Origin of the sequence: Pseudonocardia pini (assembly GCF_013870575.1) — a bacterium.
GTDB lineage: Bacteria > Actinomycetota > Actinomycetes > Mycobacteriales > Pseudonocardiaceae > Pseudonocardia > Pseudonocardia pini.
Genome location: NZ_JACBXB010000041.1, coordinates 1 through 14,968, shown reverse-complemented (window position 1 = coordinate 14,968; position 14,968 = coordinate 1). Strand labels below are relative to the sequence as shown.

General features: G+C 71.0%; 13 protein-coding genes. 8 read left to right on the top strand and 5 right to left on the bottom strand.

The features are described from left to right. Positions 1-122 precede the first annotated feature (122 nt). The gene (locus H5J29_RS04840; protein WP_181779693.1) at positions 123-488 is read right to left on the bottom strand and encodes a hypothetical protein; all 366 of its coding nucleotides are present in this window, start codon (positions 486-488) and stop codon (positions 123-125) included. Between the two features lie 273 nt (positions 489-761). Here H5J29_RS04840 and H5J29_RS04835 point away from each other — a divergent pair, with 273 nt between their 5' ends. Then, positions 762-2,069, top strand: a complete 1,308-nt coding sequence (locus H5J29_RS04835; RefSeq protein ID WP_181779692.1) for an NtaA/DmoA family FMN-dependent monooxygenase — start codon at positions 762-764, stop codon at positions 2,067-2,069. A gap of 40 nt (positions 2,070-2,109) precedes the next feature. Here the strand turns inward: H5J29_RS04835 and H5J29_RS04830 are convergent, their stop codons facing one another. Beyond that, complete coding sequence (locus H5J29_RS04830; protein ID WP_181779691.1) at positions 2,110-3,036, bottom strand: phytanoyl-CoA dioxygenase family protein; 927 nt, start codon at positions 3,034-3,036, stop codon at positions 2,110-2,112. 96 nt (positions 3,037-3,132) lie between these two features. Here H5J29_RS04830 and H5J29_RS04825 point away from each other — a divergent pair, with 96 nt between their 5' ends. Further along, a complete protein-coding gene (locus tag H5J29_RS04825) occupies positions 3,133-3,900 on the top strand; it encodes a GntR family transcriptional regulator (RefSeq protein ID WP_181779690.1) in 768 nt (255 codons plus the stop codon). Between the two features lie 25 nt (positions 3,901-3,925). Here H5J29_RS04825 and H5J29_RS04820 read toward each other — a convergent pair whose 3' ends face one another. Then, positions 3,926-5,617, bottom strand: a complete 1,692-nt coding sequence (locus H5J29_RS04820; protein ID WP_181779689.1) for an ABC transporter substrate-binding protein — start codon at positions 5,615-5,617, stop codon at positions 3,926-3,928. Positions 5,618-6,363: 746 nt separating this feature from the next. On the opposite strand from H5J29_RS04820, the gene H5J29_RS04815 reads away from it, so the two are divergent. The 6 genes from H5J29_RS04815 to H5J29_RS04790 all read left to right on the top strand — a co-directional run bounded on the left by H5J29_RS04815 (position 6,364) and on the right by H5J29_RS04790 (position 12,264). Then, positions 6,364-7,341 (top strand): ABC transporter ATP-binding protein, encoded by a 978-nt coding sequence (locus H5J29_RS04815; RefSeq protein WP_312858062.1) that lies wholly within the window; start codon positions 6,364-6,366, stop codon positions 7,339-7,341. Beyond that, a complete protein-coding gene (locus H5J29_RS04810) occupies positions 7,338-8,132 on the top strand; it encodes an ABC transporter ATP-binding protein (RefSeq protein WP_181779687.1) in 795 nt (264 codons plus the stop codon). Before H5J29_RS04815 ends, H5J29_RS04810 begins: the two co-directional genes overlap by 4 nt. Further along, positions 8,129-9,172, top strand: a complete 1,044-nt coding sequence (locus tag H5J29_RS04805; RefSeq protein ID WP_181779686.1) for an ABC transporter permease — start codon at positions 8,129-8,131, stop codon at positions 9,170-9,172. Before H5J29_RS04810 ends, H5J29_RS04805 begins: the two co-directional genes overlap by 4 nt. Next, positions 9,169-10,032, top strand: a complete 864-nt coding sequence (locus H5J29_RS04800) for an ABC transporter permease (RefSeq protein WP_181779685.1) — start codon at positions 9,169-9,171, stop codon at positions 10,030-10,032. Before H5J29_RS04805 ends, H5J29_RS04800 begins: the two co-directional genes overlap by 4 nt. 47 nt (positions 10,033-10,079) lie before the next feature. Further along, positions 10,080-11,381, top strand: coding sequence for an NtaA/DmoA family FMN-dependent monooxygenase (locus H5J29_RS04795; protein WP_181779684.1), 1,302 nt, complete (start codon positions 10,080-10,082; stop codon positions 11,379-11,381). Between the two features lie 118 nt (positions 11,382-11,499). After that, positions 11,500-12,264 (top strand): GntR family transcriptional regulator, encoded by a 765-nt coding sequence (locus tag H5J29_RS04790; protein WP_181779683.1) that lies wholly within the window; start codon positions 11,500-11,502, stop codon positions 12,262-12,264. Positions 12,265-12,317: 53 nt separating this feature from the next. Here the strand turns inward: H5J29_RS04790 and H5J29_RS04785 are convergent, their stop codons facing one another. Both H5J29_RS04785 and H5J29_RS04780 read right to left on the bottom strand, forming a co-directional pair. Beyond that, entirely contained in the window at positions 12,318-13,670 is a 1,353-nt protein-coding gene (locus tag H5J29_RS04785) for an aminotransferase family protein (protein ID WP_181779682.1), read from the bottom strand. 358 nt (positions 13,671-14,028) lie between these two features. Beyond that, complete coding sequence (locus H5J29_RS04780; RefSeq protein ID WP_181779681.1) at positions 14,029-14,799, bottom strand: ArsR/SmtB family transcription factor; 771 nt, start codon at positions 14,797-14,799, stop codon at positions 14,029-14,031. Positions 14,800-14,968 lie beyond the last annotated feature (169 nt).

The following is a 14,968-nucleotide window of genomic DNA, read 5'->3' as shown; positions in this document are numbered from 1 at the left end:
GTACTGGTCCGGGCTCAGGTCCACGGTGCCGGCCGCGACACCGGCGACCGAGCCGGTCGACGGGCCGAGGAGGACGGTGCTGAACCCGGCGGTCCGCAGCACCTCGCGGGCCTGTGCGTCGCTCATCCCGACGACGTTCGGCACGGACAGCAGGACCGGGCGGCAGGCGCCGGGGCGGCGGTCCGCGGCGCCGCGGAGGCCCCTCCCGAGATCACGACCACGCTCATCACCACGCAGATCGCGGTGCCGATGATCCCGAGCACCAGCCCAGCGCCGCTGCGCCCCGCGATCGCGACCTGCCCGGCGCGGAAGTGCTTCCGGCCCGCACGGGAGAGCAGGAGCGCCGGGACCGTGACGAGCAGCCCGGCCACCGGGAGCCACCCGACGACGAGACCCAGCAGCCCGAGCACGAACCCCGCCGTGGCCGAGCGGTTGCCCGGTCGGGGCGCCGGCAGCGGGGCGGTGGTCCAGGTCTGGGTCGTGGTCATCGGGGTCCTCTCGAGGCGATCAGGGCGGTAGGTGCTCCGCTGAACGGCCTATCGAGGGCCGTGATGAGTCCATTACGAGCCGTCATCAGTTTCGGCGAGGCGACCACCGCCGCGGGCTCCCGGACGACTGCGCGTTTTGCCGGGCCCGAACCCCATTCCACCTGCACAAACGCTACTCGGGGATCGGCGCAACGGACCGGTGACGACACCGTGTCCGCTCCGGCAATCTCGCGCGGGTCTGCTGGGGTCATCCGTTCGACGAGAGGGCCTCCCATGCCTGCAGATCCGTTCCGCCTCGGCTGGTTCGGCAACATCACCCCGCCCGAGTGGAAGACCCCGTTCGCCGGTCGTGATCCCTGGACGTGGACCGACGGGCGGTTCGTGGTCGACATGGTCCGCAACATGGAGCGGGCCGGGTTCGACTTCATGATGCTCGAGGACTCCCTGATGGTCCCCGACACCTTCGGCGGCACCGCCGAGCTGGAGCTCAAGCACGCGCGCTACGCGCCCAAGCTGGATCCCGTCGTCGTCGCGTCGATGCTGGCGTACGCCACCGAGCACATCGGCATCGTCTGCACGGCCTCGACGACCTTCAACCACCCCTACGGCCTCGCGCGGCAGTTCTCGACGCTCGACCACGTCACCCGTGGCCGGATCGGCTGGAACGTCGTCACGTCGAGCGAGGACCGGGCGGCGCAGAACTACGGACTGGACGTGCTGCCCGAGCACGACCTGCGCTACGAGATGGCCGAGGAGTTCGTCGAGGCGGCCGACCGGCTCTGGCACTCCTGGGAACCCGACGCGATCCTCGCCGACCCCGTCTCCGGGTACTACGCCGACCACACCAAGGTCCATCCCGTCGACTTCGTGGGCAAGCACTACCGGACCCGCGGTCCACTCAACACACCGCGCAGCCCGCAGGTCCGACCGGTGATCAGCCAGGCCGGCGGATCGAGCCGGGGCCGGGACTTCGCCGCGCGCAACGCCGACATGCTGCTCAACATCCCCGACGGCGTCGAGGGCATGAAGGCCTACCGCGACGACCTGCGCAGGCGGGCCGGGGGGTTCGGCCGCAACCCGGACGATCTCAAGTGCTTCTTCGTGGTCTACCCGATCATCGGGGCGACGCAGGAGGAGGCCGAGCAGCGCAACCGGGAGTGGTACGCCCGGGTCCAGCACAACTACGAGGTGCAGATGCTGCACTTCGCGGCGGTCATGGAGATCGACATGTCGGGGTTCGACCCGGCCGAGCCGCTGCCCGACGACCTGTCCACCAACGGCCACCAGAGCCAGCTCGAGGACTGGAAGAAGATCCTGGGCGGGCGCAGCCTGCGCGAGGCGTTCGGGGCGATGCGGGTCCAGTCGATCGAGCTCGTCGGCACCCCGGACGCGGTGGCGGCCCAGATGGACGAGGCCATGCAGGAGGTCGGCGGAGACGGCTTCCTGATCTACGGCCAGCCGATCAGCCGGGAGTACGTCGCACAGATGACGGACGGGCTGTGTCCGGCCCTGCAGCGCCGCGGCCTGCTGCGGACCGGCTACCCCCACAGCACCTTCCGCGAGAACCTGCTGAGCTTCTGATGCCCAAGGCCCGGCGCCCTTCACGGGCGCCGGGCCGGTATTACTCGGCGAAGCCGGGAGCGCCGCGCGTCCCGCCCACGGCCTCCCCGTCCATGCCCAGGTACTCACCGAGCTCCTGGTAGTCGACGTGCCACATGTTGGTGCCGTAGAGACCCACCGGGTGCGACCGGAACCCGACGAGCCGCTGAACCCGGGGATGCAGCGTCTTCGCCAGCGCGCGGTCGATCATGAACGGGTGCGCGTCCATCGGCATCAGCCAGCCCAGGTTGAACGGGATGGCCAGGCCACGGCGCTCCTCGTCCGCGGTGCGGTTCGCCCCGCCGCCGTGCACGATCTTGCCGGAGAACATGAGCATCGAGCCCGCGGGCATCTCGGCGGGGATCGTCATCTCGGGCGTGCCGGTCTCGGAGTAGTCCTCCCACCGGTGGCTGCCGGGGATCACCCGAGTGGCGCCGTTGGCGTCGGTGAAGTCCGTCAAGGCGTAGAAGGCATTGCAGACCACCTCCAGCTGATCCGCACCTGCGTCGGAGAAGTACTCCCAGGCCTCCTGGTCGCGGTGCAGGACTTGGGCCTTGTTGCCGGGCCCGATCTGGATCAGGTCCGTGGAGGTCAGCCAGTAGCTGCCCGCCCAGGGGAGCATGATCGCGTCGACCAGATCCAGCAGGACCGGGTCGGCGATCAGCCTGTCCCGGAAGGTCGGGCTGAGGTTGAACAGGTCGCGCAGCCGCCGGGTCTGCGCGCCGTGGAACTCCACGCTCGCGTCGGCACTCCGGCGCGGCCCGGGTGCCCGGAGGGCCATGTGCGGGTCGATCTCGGCGTTGATCGCGGCGAGGTCCTCCGGCGAGAGGATGCCTTCCACGATGACGCCGCCGTCGCGTCGGTAGTGCTCGTACATCTCGGCGACGGGGGTGTCGCGGGTGCAGCGGGCCAGCGTGGGTCGGGTGACCCGGGTGTCGTCGACGGTCATCGAGCTCCTTCTCTGGTGCGGATGGGGATGCGTCACAGTCACGACGCGGGCGGGGAGCGCGTCCCTACCCTCGGCGGGGAGGGAGGTGGGTGGGTGATGGCCGAGGACGTGCGACCGCCTTCCGGCTTCCCACAGCGGCCACGCGACCCGGAGGCGGAGACGAACCCCCGGCGGGCCTACGAGTTCCTGCGCGCCGGCATCCGGCGCGGTTCGGTCGACCCGGACCGCCCGCTGTACGACACGTTCCTGTCCACCTCCTTGCGCGCCAGTCGCAACACCGTTCGCTCCGCCCTGCGGATGTTGGCCGCCGACGGGTTGGTCAGCCGCCGTCAGCGCACCGGCACGCGGGTCGTCCGCGGCATCACGCTGATCGACCTGGCGGACGACCTGCCGTTGCTCGCCCCGGAGCTCGTCGACGTGGAGCAGGGAGCCCACCGCGTCGTCGAGGCCCCGCCGCCGGTCCAGGAGGTCTTGGGGCACACCGGGACCGTGCTGCGCACCGAGCAGCTGGTCCGGCTCGACGGCGAGCCGATCCTGCACCGCGTCGGCTACCTGCTGGCCGACCCGGGAGCGGGCGAGGACCTCACTGTTCGGATGCTCGACCTGAACGTCCGGGCCACGGTGCTCACCGACCGGTTCCGCGCCCTGTTCGGCCGGGAGATGGGCGGCATCGCGAGCACGGTGGAGGCCATCGCGTGCGACGAGGCGAGCGCGGCCCTGCTGCAGATCCCGGTGGGCGCCCCGGTCCTGCTGCGCGAGATCGTGCTGCGCGACGTCGACGACCGCCCGCTCGTCCTCGGCTACCAGTACTACCGGGGCGACCGGGTGGCGATGGTGGCCGATCTCGACCTCGATCACCGCTGACCGAGGTCGAGACCGGCGGGCCGCCTCACGCAGGCGGGGCGCCCACGGTCAGCACTGCCAGGTCGAGCACATTGTCGGAGCGGTTGGCGTAGTTCGAGACCGCCGGGTTCATCGCCGTCAGCGGCTGCACCCGTGCCAGCCAGAGGAACGGCGCCGAGTTCAGGACGGTCGCCTCCGCCTGGTTCCAGGCCTGCCCCGCCTCCGTGCTGAACGGGTCGGCGTACTCCATGCCCTGGTTGAGCGCACCTATGAAGGTGTCGTTGTTCCAGTCCGAGTAGTTCAGCGCCGAACCGGGTGTGAAGAACAGCCCGAGCTCGTACGCGGGCGACTGGGCCGTGGCGAAGTCCCGCCAGACGTACGCCTGCAGGCTCTTCTCACTGATGGACTGGCCGAGCTGCGCGGGCGGTTGCTGCTGCAAGGTGATCTCGAAGCCCGCGTCCTTGGCGTAGGACTGGATCTGCACGGCCGTGTCCTGCACGTCCGGCACGGCGTTCGACGTGGTGAGGGTGAAGCTCACGCCGTTCGGGAAGCCCGCCTCGGCCAGCAGCTGCTTCGCCTTGCCCGGGTCGAAGGCGTAGTCCGGGAGCCCGGCGTCGGTGTAGCCGCCCGCGTCGGGCCGGAGGATGCCCTTCGTCAGGTCCGCCCGGCCGAAGTAGACGTTGTCGATGATCTGCTGGTAGGGCACGGCGTACGCGAAGGCCTGGCGGACCTTCTCGTCGTCGAACGGCGCCTTGTTCCCGACCATGGTCAGGATCGTCATCATGTTGGTCAGGTCGAAGCTGTGCACCGCGACGTCGCCGCTGTCGGCGAGGTCCGCCTGGTCCGCTGGGCGGAGCTGGTCGGCGATCTGCGCGTCACCGTTCTTCACGGCGTTGGCGCGATTCCCGGGGTCGGCCGCGACCTGGTAGGTCACCTTCTTGACCGCGGGCTCCCCCAGCACGAAGTTCGGGCTCGCCGCCATCACCAGCGACTGTCCAGGGGTGTAGCTCTCCACCCGGTAGGGGCCGAAACCGAAGTTCTTGTTCTCCTGCGACCAGTCGACGGCCCAGGGGTCCTGGGCGGTGACGTGCTGCTTCAGCAGCGTGCTGTCGTAGATCGCCGCGGTGTCGTTGGCCAGCATCGACATCAGGGTGAAGCCGTACCCCGGCTTGGTCACGGTGAAGGCGACCGTCCGGTCGTCCACCTTCGTGATCTGGGAGTCCACGTCGGTGATCACTGGGTCCCAGACGAACGCCGTGATCCCCGTGGCGGCCTTCCACTTGCGCTGGAAGGACCAGAGGACGTCGTCGGCGGTCAGGGCGTTCCCGGCGTCGCTCTTCACGTTCGGCTTGAGCGTGAAGGTGTACGTGAGGTCGTCCGGGCTCGTGGTCCAGCTCTCCGCCAGCATCCCTTCGAAGTTCTGCAGGTCCTGCTTGAGCTGGCCGGACCGGGCGTCGGGGACGTAGGGGTTGCGGATCAGGGTGGCCTGGCTGTTCTGGAAGAACTCCAGGTTCTCGTGGCCGGCGGGGTTGGCGGCGTCGAAGGCGAACGACGTCGGCAGCGCCGCGGCGGCGACGACGATCGAGTCGGTGCTGGGCGGGGTGGCGGCGGTGGACCCGCCGGACCCGGCGCAGGCCGCAAGGGCGAGTGAGGCGGCCGCGGCGAGAGCGGCCAGGCGGGCCGCGGCGCGGCGACGACCGCGGCCGACACGCTGCCGATCGGGGGAGAGCAGGTTCATCAGTCGTCCTCGGTGAGGGGGCTGCGGATGCCGGACCCGACCGATCGTCGAGCCGAACTCGGCGGCGCGGGGGTCCCAGGCGGGACGAGCGCAAATGCTCGGCAGGCTCCGTGAGAACGCCGTTACACGACGGTTTCCCGAGAATTATGCCGACCCCCCGACCGGCGCCGTCGTCCCAGCGCCCAGGTCGGGTGGCGTGGTCGGCCGTCCGGAGGCACGGTAAACGCTGTATTGCGCAGCGCCCTCCCACCCCACATCGGCACGCACCGTCACCGTCGACCGGCACAGCGTCATGTGGGGGGCATGGCGTGTGGGCTCATCGCGGGAGATGACCGAGGAATGATTCCGGAGCGTGGGAATCCGCCCACGCTCCGTGACCGTTCACTCGCCGCGTCCGCGCATGCCTCCCAACGCCCTCCCCCGAGGTGGCGTTTTCCGTTCGCCCTCTCGGCCGAGGACCTCCCACCGCCCGGGAGGACGTCGTGTTCTGGCTGGTCGGCCGCCTGCAGCGAGCTGCACCACGGCGGTCGGGCCCGTGTGGGTCTCGGCGCAACCGGCGAGGAACGGGACCGAGCGCTCGACGCAACGCACGTCGACTTTCCTTCCTCCGGGTCCCGCAAGGGGACCGGAAGGAGGCCGACGGGCCGATGAGACAGAACGTGCTCGGGCCGCGCGCGGTCCCCGAGACGGCGGCTCCGTCTCCTGATCAGGTGGACGGCTCCGTACTCGCAGTCGAAGGGCTGCGCGTGCGGTATCCCGGCGCGTCCGCGGAGGCGATCTCCGACATCAGCACCGTGCTCGCGGCCGGCGACCGGGTAGCGCTGGTCGGCGAGTCCGGCTCGGGGAAGTCGACCACCGGACTCGCCGTCGGCGGGTTGTTGCCACGCGACGCGGAGGTCACCGCGGACCGCTTCGCCATCGACGGCCGCCCGCAACCCCTCATGGCGCCCGGGGTGCTCCCGCGCCGCCGTCCGGACGTCTCCATGGTCTTCCAGGACGCGATGACCTGCCTCGACCCGGTGTCGACCATCGGCACCCAACTGCGGACCGTGCTGCGCGACGCGACGGGTGCGAGTCGCGCCGAGGCGAAGGTGCGGGCTGCGGAGTGGCTTCGACGGGTCGGCCTGGACGACACCGTGCGCGTCCTCGGGTCCCGGCCGTACGAGCTCTCCGGTGGCATGCGGCAGCGGGTGATGATCGCGATCGCGCTGTGCTCCAGGCCGAGGCTGGTGATCGCCGACGAGCCCACCAGCGCGCTCGACGCCTCTCTCGCGCGACAGGCCATGGGGCTGCTCACCGACCTGGTCCGGGAGTCCGGTGCCGCGATGTTGATGATCAGCCACGACATCGACCTCTGCGCCGAGTTCACCGACCGGGTGCTGGTCATGTACGCCGGACGGATCGTCGAGGAGGTCGCCTCGGAACGCCTCCACACGGCGGCCGCACACCCCTACACACGGGGACTCCTCGCCAGCGTCCCGACACTGGCAGGCGCGGGCGCGGAATGGCTCTCCGCGATCCCCGCGCCGACCGGCGAGAGCGGGGGCTGCGACTTCCGTGCCCGCTGCCGGTACGCCACCGACCGGTGCGCCGAGCTCCCCCCTCTCGAGGCGGGTGTGCGGTGCTGGCACACCGCCGACGTGCTCGCCGCTCCGGGCGCCGCCGCCCCTGCCGTCCCCCCGCCCTCGCTCCGCGAGATCAGCCTGGAAGAGGTCCCCGCATGAGCGCCCCGATCAGGGTGGAGGTGGACGGGCTGGGCAAGGACTTCGTCGGCCCCGACGGACGCTTCACCGCAGTGCGGGACCAGACGTTCGCGATCGACGGCGGCACGCGGATCGGGCTGATCGGAGAGTCGGGGTCCGGCAAGTCGACGCTCGCCCGCATGATCGCCGGGCTGGCCACCCCCACCCGCGGCACGGTGCACGTCGACGGACGAGACGTGCACCGGCTCCTCGCCACGCGAGCGGGACGGACCGAGCACTGGCGGGCCGTGCAGATGGTCGCCCAGGACACGACCTCGTCCTTCGATCCCCGGCGGACCCTCCGCGACGCCGTCGCCACCCCGGCGGTGCGCCTCTGCGGGCTCACCACCGTCGAGGCGAACCGCCGCGTCGACGAGACCCTCGCCTTCCTCTCGCTCCCTGCGGCCCTCGCCGACCGGCGGCCGTCGGACCTGTCGGGAGGGCAGCGTCAGCGGTTCGCCCTGGCCCGTGCCCTGGTGGTGCGCCCCCGGCTGCTGGTCTGCGACGAGGTCGTCTCCGCCCTGGACGTCTCGGTGCAGGGCACCATCCTCAACCTCCTGAAGAACTACAGCCTGGAGTTCGGCGCCGCGATGCTGTTCGTGTCCCACGGACTCCCTGCGACGGCGTTCGTCAGCACGTCGCTGATGGTCATGCGGGCCGGCGCGGTGGTCGAGAGTGGCCCGGTCGAGAGCGTGGTCACGGCACCCGCGCACCCGTACACGCGGCAACTGATCGCGGCCTACCGCGGCACCCCGATGGCGGTGGCCTCGTGAAGCGGTGGTTCGCGCGCCGGCGCTGGTGGCTGCTGCGCGTCGCTGCGCTACCCGTCCATCTCGCGGTCTTCGCCCTGGTCGTGTTCTTCTTGGTCCGGGCCATCCCGGGCGACCCGGTGCTGACCGTGACCGGAGGGCAGATCGACCCGTCCCGCTACGAGGAGGTCCGCACCGCGCTCGGCCTGGGCGGCACGATCTGGGACCAGCTCGGCCGCTACGCCGCCAACCTCGCGAGGCTCGACCTCGGCAGTTCCCTGCTCAGCGGGCGCACCGTGCTGGAGGAGTTCGCGTCGCGGCTCCCGGCCACGCTCGAGCTGGTCACGATCAGCCTGGTCCTGACCCTGCTGGTCTCGACCGCACTGGGCCTGCTGGTGCTGCTGCGCCCGCGCAACGTCGTGAGCCGGGTCGTGTCGGCCTACTCCCGCACCGCAGGGGGCGTGCCGGACTTCTGCCTCGGTGTGCTGTTCATCTTCGTGTTCTACGCGAGTCTGCAGTGGGCGCCCGCCCCGCTCGGCAGGCTCGACCCCGGGATGACCGCCCCTCCCGCGGTGACCGGTTTTCCGCTGGTGGATGCCCTGGCAGGGGGGAGGCCCGACGCGTTCGTCTCCATGCTCGCGCACCTCACCCTGCCGGTCCTGGTGCTGGTCGTGGCCCAGTCGGCGATCTTCGTCCGGCTGCTGGCGGCGGCCCTGACCGACGCGCTCGACTCCCAGCCGACACGGTTCATGATCGCCTCGGGTGCAGGCCGACGCGCCGTGGTCTGGAGCATCCTGCGCCGGGCACTGCCGCCGATGGTCACGATGGCGGGTGTCATCTACGGCTACATGCTCGGCGGCGCCGTCGTCCTCGAGTCGCTCTTCGGGCTCGGCGGGATCGGTCAGTACGCCGTCGACGCCGTGAACTCGGCCGACCTGCCTGCGCTGCAGGGCTTCCTGCTCGTGATCGCCGCGCTCACGCTCGTCGTGTTCCTGGTCGTCGACCTGGTCGTCATGATCCTCGATCCGCGGCGCCGCTCGGGCCGCACGGAGGTGTCGGCATGAGTGTCCCGACCGCAGTCGTCGTCGCGTCCCCCCGGCCTCGGAGGGCGATCCGCTCCGAGACGACCCGGTGGCTGCTCGCCGTGCCCGCCGCGGTGGTGGTCCTGGTCGCGATCGTGGGGCCGGCGCTCGCCCCGTACGACCCGACCCGCGTGATCGGCCCGCCCGGGCGCGAGCCCTTCGGCCGCTACGCGCTCGGCACCGACTCGGCGGGACTCGACGTGCTGTCCCGCGTCCTCGTGGCCACCCGGACCAACCTGCTGATCGCGCTGGCCGTGGTGCTGGCGGCCACTCTGGTCGGGCTGGTCCTCGGGGCGGCCATCGGCATGAACGAGTCCCGCCGGGGACCACTCGGCACGCTCGCTCGGGCGGTGAACCGGTTCGTGGACCTGTTCACGGCCGTCCCTGCGGTCATCGTGGGGCTCGTGGCCGTCGCGTTCTTCGGCGGCACCGTCACCGTGCTGGTCGTCGTGATCGCGGTGGTGCTCGCCCCGATCCAGGTGCGCCTGGTCCGGACCGAGGTCCTTCGGGTGCGTGGCGAGGCCTACCTGGAGGCGGCCCGGATGGCCGGGTTCAGCGAGCTGCGTCTGACCGTCCGGCACGTGCTGCCGAACTCCTGGGGCGCGGTATCGGAGAACATGCCCGTGATCTTCGGGATGGCCGTCGTCCTCACCGCCGCCCTAGGCTTCATCGGCGTCGGTCTGCCCCGGCCCACCCCCGAGTGGGGATCGATGATCTCCCTCGGTGCGTCCGACGCCGCGACCGGCCGCTGGTGGGCGGCGGCCTTCCCCGCCCTCGCCCTGATCGTCACCGTTGCCGCAGCCTCCGCGCTCGGCACGGCTCTGCGCGCCCGGCGCGCCTGACCCACCCACTCGGGACCCCGCGGGTCCCGCGAGCGAAAGGCTCTCGCATGTTCCACCTCGGTTGGTTCATCGGCAACGGATTCGGGGTGCAGTCCTGGGGCCAGACGTGGTCCGGCGAAGGCGGCACCGAGTGGAAGGAGGCGCAGCTCTACATCGACCACGCACGGGCGATGGAGCGGGCCGGCTTCGACTTCATGATGTTCGAGGACTCGTCGATGGTGCCGGACCAGTACGGGGGCTCGATGGACGCCTACCTGGCCTCGGCGATCTACTCCCCCAAGCACGATCCGGTGCCGATGCTCTCGGCGGTCGGGATCTCGACCTCGCGGATCGGTGTCGTCGGCACCATCGCGACGCCCTTCTACCACCCCTTCATGGCCGCCCGGTCGTTCGCGACCATCGACAACATGATCGGCGGCCGCGCGGGCATCAACCTGGTCACCTCCAGTAACAACCGGGCGGCCCAGAACTACGGGCTCGACACCCACATCGAGCACGACCACCGCTACGCGATGGCCCACGAATGGGTCGACTGCCTGACCCGGCTGTGGGGTGCCTGGGACCCGGACTCCGTCGTGCTCGACGAGGCCAACGGCATCTTCGCCGACGGCTCCAAGGTCCGGACCGTGGACTTCAAGGGCGAGTACTACTCCTCGCGCGGGCCGCTCAACGTCATCCCGTCGCCGCAGGGTCGGCCCGCGATCTGCCAGGCGGGCGGCTCGGCCGTCGGACGGGAGTTCGGTGCCCGCTGGTCCGACGTCGTGATGTCCAACGTCCAGGGTGGTCCGGGTCGCATGAAGGCCTACCGGGACGACGTGCTGGAGCGTGCGGTCGTGCACGGGCGCAAACCGTCCGACGTCAAGGTCATGTTCCTGATCAACCCCACCCTGGGCGAGACCGACGAGGAGGCCCACGAGCGCTACCGCCGCAAGCAGGAGGGCGCACTCAAGGCCTACGAGAAGCGGTTGATCTCCATGTCGGTGTTCACCGGTGTCGACTTCTCGACGTTCGACCCCGACGAGCCGCTCCCGGCCATCACGACCAACGGGCACCAGAGCAACACCGCCGACATGCGGATGATGGGCGAGGGCAAGACGCTGCGGGAGCTCGCCGCGGACTACGACCTCACCACGATCGCGCCCCTCGTCGGTTCGCCCGACACCGTCGCCGGGCAGCTCCAGGAGATCTACGAGCACGTCGGGGGCGACGGCTTCCTCGTCGCGAGCACCGTGAACCGCCGGACGGTCGCGGAGATCACCGACGGCCTGGTCCCCGCACTCCGCAGGCGGGGTCTGACCCGCACCGGCTACACCTATGAGCACCTGCGGGACAACCTGCTCGAGTTCTGAGACCCGCCGGTCACGTGGGCTCCGCCGGGGCGGCCCACGTGACCGGTGCCTCGTTCCGCTCGCAGATTTCTGGATCTACCCTCTGCTCGGGGGGACCAGCCAGTTCCCGGAGGTGCACGTGCCCCGAACGATGCCCACGCCCCCTGCGCCCTTCCGACGGGTCGACCCCCTCGCCGACACCTCGGCGCGCCGCATCTACGCGGTGCTGCGGGCGGCGATCCGCCGCGGTGAGCTCGACTCGACCGACGCGCTGGCCGAGCACGATCTGGTCCCGTCGCTCCGAGCCGGGCGGAACTCGCTCCGGGCCGCCCTGCAGATGCTGGCGTCCGAGGGAATGGTCACCCGGAGACAGCGAGTGGGCACCCGGGTCAGCGGGCGGCCGGTCCTGCACATCGCCTCGGACGACGACCTCCCCGCCGACCACCTCGACCGGCTGCGGATCGAGCACCTGGACCAGCGGCTGATCCCGGTGCCGCGCTCCGTGCGAAGCAGGCTGGACGTCGAGGTGCACGAGGTCTATCGGCTCGAACAGATCGTCTACTTGGACGACGAGCCGATCATCTGGAGGTTCGCGTTCGTCGCGGACCTCGCAGGCGACGACAAGCACCGCGACATCGGCGCCAACATCGTGCGGTCCACCGGTAGGCCGACCGCGCTGAGCGCCACCTTCGAGGCGATCTACGGGGTCGCACCGGAGACCGTCGAGTCCACTGTCGAAGCGGTGGCCGCGGACGACAGCACCGCCGAGGTCCTCCAGGTCTCCCCGGGGGCACCGGTGCTGCTGCGCGAGATCGTCATGTCCGTCGCGGGTGGTCGGACCGTGGTGCTCGGCTACCAGCACATGCGGGCCGACCGGATCGCGTTCGTGAACCGGCAGGGCTGACGGCGACGCGACGGGAGGGCCCGGCCGCGTGCCGGACCCGCCCGTCTCATCTCTCAGACCGCGTCGCGCTCCATCCGGGTGGTCACCCGTTCGATCGCGGCGACCAGCTCGTCGAGCTCCGCCGCGGGGGTGCCGAGGTGGGGTCCGAAGGAGATCGAGTTGACGTACGGGCGGGAGATCACGCCGTCCTCCATCAGGTGCGCGACCGCGCGCGAACCGATCGCGCGACAGTCCGCAGGCTCACCCAGCGCCACCGGATCCCAGTGGACCGTGCCCATCATCCCGATGGCCCGGGTGATGCTGACGGAAGGATGCCGCCCGGCCAGCTCGGCCAGCTCCCCACCGAGGTACGTCCCCATCGCGGCCGCGTTCTCGACCATGCCCTCGCGTTCCATCAGCTCGAGGTTGGCCAAGGCGACGGCGCAGGCGACGGGATGCCCGCCCGTGGTGTACCCATTGGGCATCAGCGACGGGTTGGCGAGCATCCGGTCGAACAGCTCCTGGGTGATCCCGACCGCGGACAGCGGCACGTACCCGCTGGTGATCCCCTTGGACATGACGAGGACGTCCGGGCGGATGTCGAAGGTGTCGCAGCCGAACATCCGGCCGGTGCGCCCGAACCCGGTGACGACCTCGTCGACGATCAACGCGACGTCGTGGCGCCGCAGCACCTCCTGGACCGCCGCCCAGTACCCCGCGGGCGGGATCGCCAGGCCGGCGGGCAGGGCGAGCGGCTCGGCCACGAACGCGGCCACCGTCTCCGGGCCCAGCTCCACGATGGTGCGGTCGAGCTGGTCGGCGTAGCCCCGGACGGTCGCGGCGTCGGCGTCCGGATCGGGCTGGTCGACGAACGTGACCGGGTCGAGCGGGCCGATGTCCTGGCGCATCACGGCCTGCCCCGTGAGTGCCGCACCGAGCATCGTCGAGCCGTGGAAGCCGCCGTGCCGGGCGATCAACCGCATCTTCCGCGGCCTCCCGGCGAGGGCGTTGGCGTGCCGGACGAACTTCACGGCCGTGTCGACCGCGTCCGAGCCCGCGACCCCGAACTGGATCCGGGTGATGCCCTCCGGCGTGATCTCGACGAGGTTGTCGGCGAGGTCTGCGGCCTCGGCCGTGGTGCGACCGAAGAAGTTGTGGCCGAAGCTCAGCCGGGACATCGCCTCGGTCGCCGCGGCGACCAGCTCGGGGCGGCCGTAGCCCACATTGACGTTCATCATCCCGGACCGGGAGTCGTAGAACTCGCGCCCGGCGTCGTCCCACAGGCGGTTGCCCTTCGCCCTGGTGACGACCATCGGCGAGCCGGTCTCCACCTCGCGGAGGTTGACGTGCTGGTGGACGATCGGGACCGCCCGACCAGCGGTCCCACCATGCAGCTGCTCAGGGACCATCATGTCCTGGACCTTCACCGCGTCTCCTCCTCCGGGACCCGCCGTGGGTCGCCTGCGACCAAGGACACAAGCACGAGGTTGCCGCTGCATTTCCACGTCGGCGACGGTGCTTTGCGCACTGACGGCCAGCTGCTGACCTGGCGTTTCCGCCGTCGAAGTGGCGAAAAGGCCGGGAGGTGCGGTGGACCTGGCGCAATTACGCCGCAGTCACCGGCACCCGGCCCGTGAGGATCAGCAGCAGCTCGCCCATCGGGGCCTCGGCGGCTCCCCCGCGCCCCTGCCGCCGGTCCGCGCCCGTGGCGCTCAGCTCGCAGGCCCGGATGCGATGACCCGGGCTGCGGCACGCCCTCTCCCGGCTCCAGGAGACCGCGGATCCCTACGGCTGCCCGGTCTCCAGCATGGACTTGAGGTCCGAGAGCAGGCGCGGCCAGCCCTCGCCGACCAGGCCGCGGATGGTCTCGCCGAGGTCGGCGTGCACGACCCGGAGCTTCACCAGATCCCCCTCGACGTCCAGGTCGAACGTGACCTTCGAGCGTCGCTCCGCCCCGAGCCGCGCGAGGGTCTCCGCGTCGATGCCCGCCGCCTCCGCCCACTCCGGCGTGAACGTGTGCCAGGTGTAGGCCAGCCGCCGGGGCGGGTCCGCCTCCAGCACGACCTGCTCGGGGTCGACGGTCTCGCGGCCGTTCTCGACCCACGTCATCGGCGCCCCCTTCCGCCACTCCGTGGTGAAGGAGACCCCCCAGTACCGGCGCGTGAAGGCGGGCTCGGTCAGCGCGCGCCAGAGCGCCTCGGGCGTGGTGCGGATGTAGGTGGTGTAGACGAACTCGGTCTCGGACACGATGCCCTCCAGGGCGGTCTTGAGGTCGGTGAGCGCACGCACGCGCTCACGGGCGAACCGGCCGATCCACCGCGCGGCGACCTGGTCGATCGGTGCGCTGTCCAGGTGGTGGTGCTTCTCCCGGCCGCGGCGCGTCGCCGCGACCAGGCCCGCACCCTCCAGCACGGCGAGGTGCTTGGTCACGGCCTGCCGCGTCAGGTCCAGACCCGCACAGAGCTCGCGCAGCGTCTGGCCGTCCCGCTCGCGCAGCCGGTCCAGCAGCCGCCTGCGATGCGGGTCGGCGAGCGCGCGGAACACCTCGTCGGACACGCCTCCGTTATAGGCAACCTATCGGTTTCCTGTCAACGCGTAATGGACACGGGGCGCGAAACGACTGCAGGAAAAGGGACGGTTCCGGAGGCGACCGATGACGACAGGCCACGACCCGCGCATCCCCATCCGCGGCGACGACCGGCCATGGCGAGGCCGCCATGCCCGC

What these genes read in the sequence shown, in the direction of transcription:
- H5J29_RS04840 (WP_181779693.1), bottom strand. Translation starts at nt 488, where the DNA reads ATGACCACGACCCAGACCTGGACCACCGCCCCGCTGCCGGCGCCCCGA.
- H5J29_RS04835 (WP_181779692.1), top strand. Translation starts at nt 762, where the DNA reads ATGCCTGCAGATCCGTTCCGCCTCGGCTGGTTCGGCAACATCACCCCG.
- H5J29_RS04830 (WP_181779691.1), bottom strand. Translation starts at nt 3,036, where the DNA reads ATGACCGTCGACGACACCCGGGTCACCCGACCCACGCTGGCCCGCTGC.
- H5J29_RS04825 (WP_181779690.1), top strand. Translation starts at nt 3,133, where the DNA reads ATGGCCGAGGACGTGCGACCGCCTTCCGGCTTCCCACAGCGGCCACGC.
- H5J29_RS04820 (WP_181779689.1), bottom strand. Translation starts at nt 5,617, where the DNA reads ATGAACCTGCTCTCCCCCGATCGGCAGCGTGTCGGCCGCGGTCGTCGC.
- H5J29_RS04810 (WP_181779687.1), top strand. Translation starts at nt 7,338, where the DNA reads ATGAGCGCCCCGATCAGGGTGGAGGTGGACGGGCTGGGCAAGGACTTC.
- H5J29_RS04800 (WP_181779685.1), top strand. Translation starts at nt 9,169, where the DNA reads ATGAGTGTCCCGACCGCAGTCGTCGTCGCGTCCCCCCGGCCTCGGAGG.
- H5J29_RS04795 (WP_181779684.1), top strand. Translation starts at nt 10,080, where the DNA reads ATGTTCCACCTCGGTTGGTTCATCGGCAACGGATTCGGGGTGCAGTCC.